The sequence below is a fragment of the Fodinisporobacter ferrooxydans genome (assembly GCF_022818495.1).
Taxonomy (GTDB): domain Bacteria; phylum Bacillota; class Bacilli; order Tumebacillales; family MYW30-H2; genus Fodinisporobacter; species Fodinisporobacter ferrooxydans.
The window spans coordinates 2,247,283-2,259,774 of record NZ_CP089291.1; the positions used below are offsets into that span (position 1 = coordinate 2,247,283).

The following is a 12,492-nucleotide window of genomic DNA, read 5'->3' on the forward strand; positions in this document are numbered from 1 at the left end:
TTACTATACAGAAATTCTGGAAAATTGTTTATACTACAATTGTAGAATACTTGGATGGAATAGAAATGTGGCTGATAACACAAATTCATCTATTCAGCGATAATGGCAAAACTGCGGAAACGCAGTGACGCAAAGCTAAAGGGACTAACTCATGAGATTTCTTATGAAATGTCAGCCAGATACCGAATTGACTAGTTTAAAAAAGAAGGTGTGTTATTCATGTTGGCCTATACTCCGCAAGAAGATCAAATTATCATCAATTTTTACGGAAGAATCCCAATGAATGAGCTTGCAAAAATGTTGCCGGATCGCACGGAACATGCGATACGCAGCCGCATCAGACGATTGCGTGGAACCTCGGGCAGACGTAAAAAAGGAACAGCCGGATCAACAAAAATCGATCCTATCCCGAACGTCAGAAATGACCCCATTGATTCATACACAAACGAGTTATACGTCAAGTTTATCAAATATGTGGAACAAGCGCGCCATTTAACATCCGAACAAAAAGCAAAACCTGATATTAATCATATGATGCGGGTGTTTCGTGACATACATGGAAGATTTTCAACAGAAGAAAATCAAAGTGAAACTTTATTAGATCCCGTAACGGAGGAATCATCATGCTAAGCCTGGAAGGAAAAAGAGTTGTGCTGACAGGTTCCAGAAAAACGGCTGATTTGAGCGTAATTGTTGAAAAATTTCGCGGAATTCCTGTTTTAAGGCCAACACAGACAACAGTGGCAGTCAATGATCATGAAGTTGAGAGGGAAGTTGTTGCGTTTATCGAACGTGCAACCGATTGGGTCATTTTAACTACCGGAGTCGGTGGGGAAATTTTGTGCCAAGCTGCAGAACGATTAGGTATACAGGAAGATTTTATTTTGAAACTTCGTACATCAAGGATTGCTGCAAGAGGATATAAGACGGTTCGTTTCTTGAAAACGCTGGAAATTGAACCGACAGTTCGTGATGATGACGGTACGACAGCAGGCCTGTTACGAGCACTTGAACATTTTGATTTAAAGGGGAAGAAAATATCGCTTCAGTTGTACGGAGATCATGCACCGCGTCTCGTCCAATGGCTGAAGGCCCAAAATGCTGAGATTTATGAGATTTTGCCATACAAACACATAGCCCCAGAGTTGTCGATCGTCGAAACACTGATTTCGGAGATCCTGCAAGGCGAGGTGGATGCAGTTACATTTACAAGTACGCCACAAGTACGGTTTCTGATGGAGTATGCCCGGAAAAAAGCTGTTTCGCAGCAAATTGTTGCAGCATTTCAAGGCGACATCGTTGCTGTTGCAGTCGGGAAGGTAACTGCGGAGGCTTTAAAAGAAGAAGGAATCGATCGCGTTATAACACCGAAAGAAGAACGCATGGGAAGCATGATCGCCGCTTTGGCTCGTTATTATGAAGAAAACCGCAAATCGGACAAGTGATGGATTCTAACTCAAATTGTAAAAGAATCAATGATAACAGAATTCCGGCATGTTGCAAAATGATAGGTGCAACATGCCGGAATTCTGGATCAATCATGTTCTCTTCCTAAATGTATCCGGAAAAATCCCAAACATAGTCTCATGTGTTGCAATCATTTGCAAGAGAATGGATGTTTCGCTACAGATTCGAAAAGGAAATGGGGAGTGTGTCAAGACCTCGAAAGCCAATCAACCCTCTCCATTGTGGTTCATCGATCAAAAGTTCGAGCTTCGATGTTCGCCTAAGAAGTGTTTGAACGGCAATTTGCCCTTCTGTTCGCGCCAAAGCTGCACCCAAACAAAAATGAATGCCCCACCCGAATGCAAGATGCTGATTGGAAGTTCGCGCAATATCAAGTCTGTCAGGCTCAAAAAATACTTCAGGATCGCGATTTGCGGCACCTAAAAATAGATGCACTTGCTGGCCTTTTTTTATGAATTGATTCCCCAATCGCATGTCTTCCGTTGCAAAGCGAACTGTCATTTGCGTGGGTGTTTCATATCTTAGAAATTCTTCAACCGCTGAAGAAATCAGAGAAGGATTTTGTTTTAATTGTTCCAATTGATCTACGTTCGATAGCAACAAAAGCATGCCATTGCCAATGAGATTCACAGTATTTTCATGGCCGGCATTCAATAATAAAATACAGGTTGCCAATAATTCATCTTCATTGAGTGGGTTTTCCTGCTTTGTTTCTGCGAGTAATGCACTAATAAGATCATGTTTCGGATCTTCACGCCGTTTTTTGATAAGATATTGAAAATATTCAATCAATTCACCGGCAACTTCCGCACCCTTGTAAAGAGTCGTATCTGTTCGAATCAAATCAATGGATTGAATCAAGGTATTTGACCACTGTCGAAACCGTTCGCAGTCATCCATCGGCACTCCCAACACTCTGGCGATCACGATTGCAGGCAAAGGGAAAGCGTAATCGGAGATAACATCCATCGTTCCCGCGTCCTGCTTTGAATCGATCAGATAATCGGAAATTTCTTGCACATGCTCTTGCAGGTGCTGTGTATGTTGGTTGAATACTTTGCTCACAAATGTACGGATTCGGGTATGATCCGGCGGATTTTGGAAGAGAAACATATGTTCCTGTAATTTTACGAATGGCCGAAATCTTCGAAAGACGTTTGAAGCTGCAATCCGCTTTTGGAAACGGGGATTTTTAAGGATATCGAAAACATCTTGATACCGTGTAATCATCCACCCTTCCTGCCCGGGCAATGACAGCCAATGTATGGGATCATGGGAACGCAGCCAATGATATGTCGGATAAGGATTTGCAAGGAATTCCTTCGCAGTCGGATCGATTGTTTCTGTTTTGTACGTATTTTCATGTGAGCAGTTCTTTACCATGTGTGACCTCCAATCATCCCTATTTGTTTACCCACCAAGGATATTTTTTCGATTGCAAAATCCAAATCTTCCCGTTTATGTGTCGCCATGAGTGAAAAGCGGATTCGTGCCTGGTTCATTGGAACGGTCGGAGGTCGTATGGGAATCCCTGCAATTCCTTCTTCCAGCAATCTTTGGCTAAATTCCGTTGTTTGATCATTCGGGCCGATGAGAATTGGAATAATCTGTGTTTCGCTGCCGCAAATGTTAAATCCTAACTGTAATAACGAATTGCGAAAATATTCGCTATGCTCGAATAATGTCCTTCGCCGTTGATGTTCGTTTGGAACAATTCGAATCGCCGCATAAATGGCCCCAAGGATTGCAGGCGGCAGAGCGGTCGTGTAAATAAAACTCCGCATTTTGTTTGTAAAGTACTCCATTAACCACCGATCTCCGACAGCATATGCTCCAAAGCAACCCAATGCTTTGCTAAACGTCCCCATCTGAATCTCTACTTTATCCTGGAGTTTCATATGATGAACAAGACCCTCGCCATGTTCGCCGAATATTCCGCTGCTATGCGCTTCATCGACCATCAGAATGGCATGATAGCGTTCTTTTAACGTAACCAGGTCCTGCAGTTTCGCAAGATCTCCATCCATGCTAAAGACTGTGTCTGTCACAATGAGTTTGCGCTTATGAAAAGGCGCTTGTTTCAATAATGTCTCCAAATGATTGAAATCGTTATGACGATAGCGTTTATGCTCAGATCTGCTCAAAATCACTCCATCGACAATACTGGCGTGGTTTAGTTTATCGCTGAATACGATTCCGTCCCGCCCGATAATCGAGGAAATCATTCCGATATTCGCCGAATAGCCGCTGCTGAAAATAAGCCCGGCTTCTGCGCCTTTCCATTTTGCCAAAGCGGATTCCGTTTGCTCATAAAGAGGATAGTTGCCGACAATGAGTCTTGAAGCAGCAGCGCCTGTACCGATTTCGCGAACGGCATGGATCATCGCCTCTTTTAGCCGTATATCGCCAGCCAGCCCCAGATAGTTGTTGGAAGAAAGATTCAGCAAATTGCGATGATTGATTGTAAGCCAAGGCTGTTCCGCCGCTTCCACTTCGGTTAATTTTCGTTTTTGAGAAAGTTTTTGCAGTTGTTCCAATTCTTCTTTTAATTCCGCTTTCCAAATCGTATCCATATCATTTCCTTTTCCATTCTTTTTCTCCTGAACTCGTTTCAGCAAGCTGAAACATCGGGAAATCAGGTGGGAGTCTTAACTCTGAAAGCATTATCATGATGCGTCTTTAGGATCTTTTCTTCAACTGCCAAGATGTGCTTCGATTGCAACAATATCCAGAGAATGCTCGATGGCATCAAGAATTTCATTTCTGTTTTGGTTTTGACCAAGCCAAGGGACAGAGCCTAGAACAGGCACGTTTCCAAAATGCGCAATCAATTCCGGATTCGTTTGTTCGGCAATCCCCGGCGTTGTCCGGCCAAGACCGGAAATGATCACCCCGGCAATCGTCAGGCCATATTGTTTGGCATATTCAGCAGTAAGAATCGTATGATTGATCGTTCCTAAATTAGGACGTGCAACAATAAGAAGGGGAAGCTTCAACATGGCAGCCAAATCTATCACCATGCCGTCTTCCACATAGGGGACTGCAAGTCCGCCTGCCCCCTCTACAATTAGGAAACGGTGTTTTGTCAGAAGTTCCATATATCGCTTTTTGATGTCGCCCAATTGCAGCGTATGACCGGCCCTTCTCAAAGCCAAATAAGGGGTTAACGGTTCTTCGACAGAAAAAGGGCAAATCTGGTCATGCGAATCATCGACCCCGGAAAGATATTTTAGACGTGCCGCGTCACCTTCCGGGTTCGAAGCCATATGACCGCTTTGGATTGGTTTGAATACACCGATATCCACTCCACGGCGCCGGAGAGCTCCTGCAAGTCCGCCTGCAATAACCGTTTTCCCGACATCGGTATCCGTGCCTGTGAGAAAAAAACCACTCATTTGCATTCCACACTTCCGTTTGGTTGTTTTATGGTTCTTTATGATTCGGTCACTTGTTTAATAGCCTGATAGAGTATATCGAGCATTTCGTCCAGTTCCTCCAGAGTCGATGCCAGCGGCGGCATAAATACGACCACATCGCCTAATGGCCGGAGGATCATGCCTAATTCCCGGCTTTTCCCGCAAACGCGAACTCCCATTCGTTCCGTCCAATCGTAGGGTTGCTTTGTGAACGGATCGGCTACCAGCTCAATGCCGATCATAAAACCTTTTTGACGGATATCACCGACATGAAACAATTCATACAAGGCTTGCAACCGTTGGTTCAAGTAGATGGATTTTTCGGCTACGTCTTCAACTACACGATTTTTGCGAAACAATTCCAAATTTGCCAGGGCAACGGAGCACCCTAATTGATTTCCGGTGTAACTATGTCCATGAAAAAATGTTTTCATTTCCTCAAAATCACCTAAAAATGCGTTGTATATTTCGTCTGTCGTGACAGTAATTGCGAGGGGAAGATATCCTCCTGTCAACCCTTTGCCTGCAGTCAAAATATCAGGGGTTATCCCCTCATGGTTGCAGGCGAACATGGCACCTGTTCTGCCAAAACCTGTAGCTACCTCATCTGCGATCAATAATACATGATATTGATCGCAAAGTTCCCGCAGACCTTTCAGATATCCGTCCGGCATGACGATGATGCCGCTCGCGCCTTGAACGATCGGCTCCACAATCATTGCTGCAATCTCATCCGAACGTTCGGCCAAGACTTGCTCGACTTGTTGCAAATGGCGCTTTTTCACTTCATTTGGATCATCGCCATATGGTGATCGATATATGTATGGAAACGGAATTTTAATTGTTTGAAATAAAAGGGAAGAGTATGTTTTATGAAAAAGATCAATGGCACCAACAGACACGGCGCCTATTGTATCCCCGTGATACGCTTCCTTCATGGATATGAAATATTTTTTATCGGGCTGATTCCTAAGCTGCCAATATTGAAAAGCCATCTTTAGGGCGATTTCTACCGATGTGGCGCCGGAATCAGAATAAAAGACTTTGGCAAGACCAGGCGGCATAATTTTTATCAATTCTTCCGCCAACAAAATAGAGGGAATATTTGCTAATCCCAGCAAAGTAGAGTGTGCGATTTGATCGAGTTGGTCCCGAAGCGCCTGGTCCAATTCCGGCACGCAATGGCCATGTACATTTAACCAGATCGAAGACACTCCATCCCAATATGCATTTCCGTTGACATCATACAATTTTCGGCCATTTCCCCGCGCAATAATGATCGGATCCTCTGCGAGATAATCTTTCATTTGTGTAAATGGATGCCAGAGATATTGTTTGTCCTTTTTTGCAAGTTCTTCATACGAATGGACTGGAGTTTGCATTCTGAATCCCCTTGTAAAAATATTGAATAGCCTCATCATATTTTAACATAAAAGAGTGGATTTTTTTGGAGAGGTTGCATTTGAAGATGGAAATGTTCTGCTTCGATGCATGTAAAAATCATCAGAATCAGATGGAGCAAAGACTCCACCTGATTCAAGTTTCGCTTATACAGAAGCACTCGGCGGTTGCGGGGGCTTCCAATCAAAATCGGGATTGTAACGAACATTGCTGCTAAAGCCCATATAGCAATACAGAACCAAAAATGCGAGAACGACGAAACTATTAATGGCAGGTATGACATAACCAATAAATAATAATGCCCATAAAGGATTCATGTTAAATGCTTTCAATAATCGTATGGTCCAGATGATTGAAAAAACCAGATTTACAATCGGGATGATAAGCCAAAGAATATTCCAGGCGCTTTTTTTAATTGTCCACATGAAAGGCCAAAGGTTGGCAATCGGGATAAATGCAAGCCAGGGCGACCAAACGTTTGCTTTTGTATACATCTTATAAAACGCAAATCCTTGTAAAATCCATGCGGCAATCCCCAAGATCACCCATAATACTAAGAACGTGCCAATCATTCCACCCAAAATTCCCGCATCCGCATGATTCACTTCCTCTTTCCTCCTTTTGATGTAGATTCAGGATAGTATATAGAAATTGAGCTTGCACTATGACGATTCCGTTGGATATTTTTTGAATCAAAAAACCGTCTCGCCACAATGACAAAGTCAATATGGCGAGACGGCAGATCTATCGTTGCTATGCAATTACACGCGGGAAGGTTCCTTTTGCAAATCGGAAATTTTGGACAAATCGTAGGGCGTTTCCTGGTATACACAGTAATTAAGCCAATTGGTATACAACAAATTGGCATGTGAACGCCAGCGATAAATCGGTGTACAACTTGGGTTATCGTTTGGAAAGTAGTGCTTCGGAATGGCGATCGCGTCACCTTTCGACACGTCCCGATCATACTCTTCTTTTAATGTATATCGGTCATATTCGGAATGTCCGGTGACAAAGACTTGGCGTCCGTCTTTTGTCGCAACCATATAGATGCCTGCTTCTTCTGATACGGATAAAATATCAAGATCTCCAACTTTTTCGATATCTTCCCGCCGGATTTCCGTATGTCTGGAATGGGGAGCATAAAACTCCTCATCAAATCCCCGCACGAGTGGTGTGTCTTTTAACACTTGGTGTGAAAAGACTCCAAAAATCTTTTCCGGCAGCGGATATTTTTGAATCCCATAATGATAGTAGAGTCCGGCTTGGCTCGCCCAGCAGATATGTAGAGTAGAAAATACGTGTGTCATCTTCCACTCCATGATCGTGCGGAATTCATTCCAATAGGACACTTCTTCGTACGATAAATGTTCAATGGGAGCGCCTGTAATAATCAATCCGTCAAAATTCTGATCTTTCACATCGTCAAACGTATGATAAAACGTTTGTAAGTGTGTTTGTGACGTGTTTTTCGATTCATGTGTCTTCATTCGCAAAAATGTGATGTCAAGCTGCAAAGGCGTATTGCTCAGCAGTCGCAGCAGTTGCGTTTCGGTTGTTTCTTTGATCGGCATCAAATTTAAAATGGCAAGTTTTAACGGGCGTATATCCTGATGGAATGCCCGGTCTTCATCCATCACAAAAATATTTTCATTTTCTAAGATCTCTTTTGCTGGCAAATGATTTGGAACTTTAATCGGCATAGCAATCCCTCCTTAACTTATTCTATTATACATTTTATTAAAGAATAATTAGAGTTCTCAATTTAATAAAGTGTAGAATAATCGATTGCTATTTATTGGGAATGGATATCGTCACATTTGGAAACGGTCGCAAAGCACTGCAATTTGGAGAACAGTAGCATCCAAACTATCAAATTTGATTGACAATCCGAAGAGAAAGGAGTAAGTTCAATAAGGATAAATCTGAAAGGATAAATCTGATAGAAATATCTACTTTTCGGTAACTTTCTGTTCCTTTGCAAGCAACATACTGATGCGTATGATTCATTACAGGCAACTATGTTTGCAAGCAAATACCACTATTAGTGCGTGTTCAAAAAGTGGTTAAGTAAGACACAAGGAGTGCGAAGCCGAAGCACGAAAAGGCGACGGAGTGTACGTGTCTGGTACATGAGTAAGCCTTTTGGGGATTCGGCAAAGCAATCCGCCGTGGAGTTTTGACTACTTTTTGAACATCCTCTACTATAATTTATGAAGGAATAGAAACGTTTTAATAGGGAAATCGGTGCAAATCCGATGCGGTCCCGCCACTGTAAAGCGGACATTTGTTTAGTTTTGCCCACTGGTCATTTGCCGGGAAGGGAAAACAAATGGATGAAGCGAAGCCAGGAGACCTGCCGGGAAGTGAAACACAGGAGACCTACGGGCGATAGGGAGGTGTTCATTTTTTGACAGGATCAAATCGATTCACGTAGAAAACCCTCTGTCCTTATGTAAACGGATAGAGGGTTTTGTTTTTAAGAGATTTGTTTGGTACCAACTTGGCGTTCTTTAAGGAACCCATCGAAGGAACGGTAAATCGTTTTCTATTTAAAAAAGTGCGGGGGTTATTATGGCGAAAAGAACAAGGTTTCGCGTTATTTCCAATTGCTTTCTTTTTATTTTTTCTATTGCGCAAATTTCCTTTGGATTTTCTGCGACAATATTTGCAGATACCACAACGTTGCAACAACAAGTGGAACAGCAGTTGCCCATTTCAGCAGCAGCTTACACACAGGAGGCCGGGAGCAGTGACAATTGGACACCGGTCGAACGTTACTTGGCAAATCTTAAGCCGACCAGTGACTATAATTCAATTGTGGCAAATGCGGTCTATCAAACGACTGTTTCTGCGAATACATATGTTGATACATATCCAACGTCGCTGACTGCCCTGGAAACAACCATTCTGGGAGTGACTTCCGCGGGAGAAGACGCTACCGATGTGAACGGCGTGAATCTCGTGGAAAAGCTGTATCAGCAGTCTCCGGACGTGGAAGGTACGTTTAACACGAACGTAATGTATGATTTAATCGCTCTTGATGCAAAACCTTATAACGTACCTGGCAACGCGGCAACCACTCGCCAGGATTTGACGCAAGACATTTTGTCAAGTCAATTGCCAAGCGGTGGATGGGGATCACTCACATTTCACAATGGACAATGGGACGCCGTCCAATATGATGCATATTGGCAACCCACCTATATTACGCCGACAGATCCAACATTCGATTCCTATTTTGATACGGATAGCACGGGGATGGCCTTGACTGCACTTGCGCCATATTACACCAGTGATGCAAACGTAAAAGCAGCTGTCGATAAAGCTGTTCAGCGCCTGGAAAAAGAAGGTGACACATCAAATTCTGACAGTTTGGCGCAGATGATCATCGGCTTGTCTTCTGTAGGTGTGGATCCAACCAATGTAAACAACGTGAACCTCGTTCAAAAATTACTGGCATTTGCAACTTCAAACGGTTTGTTTATCTATGATAACAGTTACGGAGCCAATGCGTTCTCGACCAAAGATGCCATTGGCGCAATGGCGGCCTATCTGAAATTTGTCAACAATAGCAACACATATGAATCGATTTACTATCACATGAACGGTCCGGGAACAGAATCCGATCCCGTTATTACAACAACCGGAGCAAACGGTTCGACGAGCGGCCAAACGAATGGAAAAGCAACCGTATCTGTTATTGGTTACCAGGGACAAACTCTGTTATCTTCCTCTACAGTCGCTTTGCAGGCAGACGACAATCCCTATACGGTTTTGATCCGGGCGATTGGTGCAAGCAATGTCATATCGACAGGTTCCGGCACAAGTTTGTATGTCAAATCGATTGATGGATTATCCGAATTTGACAAAGGGCCGTTGAGCGGTTGGATGTATACGGTAAATGGACAGTTTACCAATACAGGTGCAGGGAACTATCCATTAAAAGATGGAGATTCCGTCCAATGGGTGTATACGTCAAATGGCGGAACAGATGTAGGCGCGCCCGCAAGCAGTGGGGGGGTTGCTGACACGACATCATCCGCTGCACCAAGTTCTGCCGTAACGGCAGCGATTGAAAATCTGCAGTTGCCGATTGATAATACAAAACCGATTGATCAAGTCGGACAAGCGGTTCAAGTGGAAAATGCCGATCAGCCGATGACAGCAGCTGACATCCAAAATTTAAAGCAAACACTTGCGGCAAATCAGGTGAATTTGTCACAGGTTGTTTCGCCGAATCAGGATCAAACGTTAAGCGACTCGGCCAAGGAAGTGCAATTGTATATTCCGCAAAATGCTCTCGGCAGTCAAACAACCATTGGAATACAGAAAGAGACGGCAGTTTCGGATCAGAAAGGACTGCTTTCACCCATTTATGATTTTACGCCGAATGGAACACATTTTGATAAACCGATCGCCATCACGATCAAAGCTCCCTTGGATGTGAAGGATCTCTCCCAAGTGGCGTTGGTGTGGTTGGACGAATCGACACATCAGTGGGTTCCGATTCCGGCCGTTGTCGATGCCAAGACAGGTGAAGTCACCGGCGAAGTGAATCATTTTACGAAATTTGCCGTCATCGATCGGAGCCGACTGAATCCTTCGGCGCCTGTTGATCATGGGATTCAAGGTGCAAGTCAAGCGTTATTGAATTCCGGAGAGATTTCCGATTGGGGCGCGTTTGCCCTGGCCCGTGCCGGAAAATCGTTGCCGGCGAGTTATTTGATACATGTACAGCAGCTTCTTGCTCAGAATCATGGATCGTTCCACAACGTGACAGATTATGAGCGCATGGCACTTGGCATTCTTGCTGCAGGCGGTGATCCTCTTTCTATCGATGGATACAATTTGATCCAAGGCATTTACAATAGTACGCGTTTGACATCGCAAGGTGCGAATGGGGTCATCTTTGCATTGATTGCACTTGACAGCAATCACTACCAAATCCCGCAAAATGCTCGCTGGAACCGGGATCAATTGATTCAGTGGCTGTTGCAAAATCAGAATACAGATGGCGGTTGGTCCCTCATCAAAGGAGACGCCAGCGATCTCGATTTGACGTCGATGGCTTTGGTGGCACTCTCGCCGTATCAGACACAAACCGATGTAAAACATGCGACAAATGCGGCTTTGCAATGGATCACAAAATCGGGCAATACGGGAGGAATCAGTTCCAGTGAAAGCATTGCCCAGGAAATTCAAGGACTTGCCGCGTTGGGACTGAATCCTGCCGATGCCGCATACGATCGATCCGGCATGAATTTGCTGCAAGACTTGTTGCAATTCCAACAGGCAGATGGCGGATTTGCCCATCAGGCCGGACTTGGCTCGGACACGATTGCTACGGAGCAAGCACTGGCAGCACTTGATGCGTACAACAATTTCGTACAAGGAAAAGGTTCCATTTACCAGTTTGCTGCACAGAGCGGCACCGGATATATCGATAGCGACCAGATTTCTCCTTGGGCCCTGGACAGTGTCGCAAAGGCAAGCCAGTACCATTTGATGCAAGGCATCGGCACAACTGCTCCGATGTTTGCGCCAAAACAATTGATTACACGGGCAGAATTTACAAAAGTCATCATGAGTTTGTTGGGCGTAAAACCGGAAGCAGGTCAACAGGCGATTTTTGCTGATGTCAAGCCAGGCTCCTGGTATTATGGGTATGTGAAAGCTGCCAAAGATCAAGGTCTGATCCAAGGGATATCGGCATCCCGGTTTGCGCCGGAGCAACCGATTACTCGCGAACAAATGGCAGTGATCATCGCAAACGCCTGGAAATTGCAGCCGATTCGTGCTACATTCGATGTGACAGATCGCAACCAAGTGGATCGTTATGCATATGCTTCCATGCAAGCGTTGTATGATCATGGCATTATGGTGGGATCTGGCGGAGCGATTGATCCGCAAGGCAACGCCACTCGTGAAATGGCGGCAGTCCTTGCAGTCAAGCTCTATGAAGACAAGCAGAAATAAATGAAAAAAACTTTCAATTTGAACACGCATTGAACACGCACTTTTGCAGTTTCCAAGTGGGCTTTGGGGCGGATCGTGGATCCAAAGCCCACTTGCGCGATATTTCCTCAGTCAAAGATTTTTTGACCAATATCATGTGGATATAGCTTGGGAGTGTAAACGACAAAAAAATACATGTTTTGTAAGGAGTCGCCTTTTTAGTCGGCTCTTTATCCTTATAAAAAAGGGG

Annotated in this window: 9 protein-coding genes and 2 riboswitches; of the genes, 3 read left to right on the top strand and 6 right to left on the bottom strand. The window is 44.2% G+C overall.

The window, feature by feature from the left end; all coding sequences use genetic code 11:
• Nucleotides 1–94: 94 nt before the first annotated feature.
• Nucleotides 95–187, top strand: a riboswitch (cyclic di-GMP riboswitch).
• A gap of 32 nt (nt 188–219) precedes the next feature.
• Complete coding sequence (locus LSG31_RS10770) at nt 220–630, top strand: SANT/Myb-like DNA-binding domain-containing protein (protein ID WP_347439253.1); 411 nt, start codon at nt 220–222, stop codon at nt 628–630.
• Entirely contained in the window at nt 624–1,445 is an 822-nt protein-coding gene (locus LSG31_RS10775; protein WP_347439254.1) for a uroporphyrinogen-III synthase, read from the top strand. The genes LSG31_RS10770 and LSG31_RS10775 overlap by 7 nt, the downstream gene beginning before the upstream one ends.
• 178 nt (nt 1,446–1,623) lie before the next feature.
• Here the strand turns inward: LSG31_RS10775 and LSG31_RS10780 are convergent, their stop codons facing one another.
• From LSG31_RS10780 to metA, 6 genes are all read right to left on the bottom strand, one after another.
• A complete protein-coding gene (locus LSG31_RS10780) occupies nt 1,624–2,850 on the bottom strand; it encodes a cytochrome P450 (protein ID WP_347439255.1) in 1,227 nt (408 codons plus the stop codon).
• Nucleotides 2,844–4,040, bottom strand: a complete 1,197-nt coding sequence (gene bioF, locus LSG31_RS10785) for an 8-amino-7-oxononanoate synthase (RefSeq protein ID WP_347439256.1) — start codon at nt 4,038–4,040, stop codon at nt 2,844–2,846. The genes LSG31_RS10780 and bioF overlap by 7 nt, the downstream gene beginning before the upstream one ends.
• Nucleotides 4,041–4,160: 120 nt before the next feature.
• On the bottom strand, nt 4,161–4,862 hold the full coding sequence (bioD, locus tag LSG31_RS10790) for a dethiobiotin synthase (RefSeq protein ID WP_347439257.1): 702 nt from the start codon (nt 4,860–4,862) through the stop codon (nt 4,161–4,163).
• Between the two features lie 38 nt (nt 4,863–4,900).
• Nucleotides 4,901–6,265 carry an adenosylmethionine--8-amino-7-oxononanoate transaminase gene (gene bioA, locus LSG31_RS10795; RefSeq protein WP_347439258.1) on the bottom strand — a complete coding sequence of 455 codons (1,365 nt, stop codon included), beginning with the start codon at nt 6,263–6,265 and terminating at the stop codon, nt 4,901–4,903.
• Nucleotides 6,266–6,430: 165 nt separating this feature from the next.
• The gene (locus tag LSG31_RS10800; protein WP_347439259.1) at nt 6,431–6,889 is read right to left on the bottom strand and encodes a DUF5684 domain-containing protein; all 459 of its coding nucleotides are present in this window, start codon (nt 6,887–6,889) and stop codon (nt 6,431–6,433) included.
• 156 nt (nt 6,890–7,045) lie between these two features.
• A complete protein-coding gene (gene metA, locus LSG31_RS10805) occupies nt 7,046–7,987 on the bottom strand; it encodes a homoserine O-acetyltransferase MetA (RefSeq protein ID WP_347439260.1) in 942 nt (313 codons plus the stop codon).
• A gap of 494 nt (nt 7,988–8,481) precedes the next feature.
• Nucleotides 8,482–8,662: riboswitch (cobalamin riboswitch) on the top strand.
• A gap of 196 nt (nt 8,663–8,858) precedes the next feature.
• Between metA and LSG31_RS10810 the strand changes: the two genes are divergently transcribed.
• A complete protein-coding gene (locus LSG31_RS10810; RefSeq protein ID WP_347439261.1) occupies nt 8,859–12,263 on the top strand; it encodes an S-layer homology domain-containing protein in 3,405 nt (1,134 codons plus the stop codon).
• Nucleotides 12,264–12,492 lie beyond the last annotated feature (229 nt).

Bases quoted from the DNA above. Each gene is read 5' to 3' on its own strand.
- LSG31_RS10770 (WP_347439253.1), top strand. From the start codon at position 220: ATGTTGGCCTATACTCCGCAAGAAGATCAAATTATCATCAATTTTTAC.
- LSG31_RS10775 (WP_347439254.1), top strand. From the start codon at position 624: ATGCTAAGCCTGGAAGGAAAAAGAGTTGTGCTGACAGGTTCCAGAAAA.
- LSG31_RS10780 (WP_347439255.1), bottom strand. From the start codon at position 2,850: ATGGTAAAGAACTGCTCACATGAAAATACGTACAAAACAGAAACAATC.
- bioF (WP_347439256.1), bottom strand. From the start codon at position 4,040: ATGGATACGATTTGGAAAGCGGAATTAAAAGAAGAATTGGAACAACTG.
- bioD (WP_347439257.1), bottom strand. From the start codon at position 4,862: ATGAGTGGTTTTTTTCTCACAGGCACGGATACCGATGTCGGGAAAACG.
- bioA (WP_347439258.1), bottom strand. From the start codon at position 6,265: ATGCAAACTCCAGTCCATTCGTATGAAGAACTTGCAAAAAAGGACAAA.
- metA (WP_347439260.1), bottom strand. From the start codon at position 7,987: ATGCCGATTAAAGTTCCAAATCATTTGCCAGCAAAAGAGATCTTAGAA.
- LSG31_RS10810 (WP_347439261.1), top strand. From the start codon at position 8,859: ATGGCGAAAAGAACAAGGTTTCGCGTTATTTCCAATTGCTTTCTTTTT.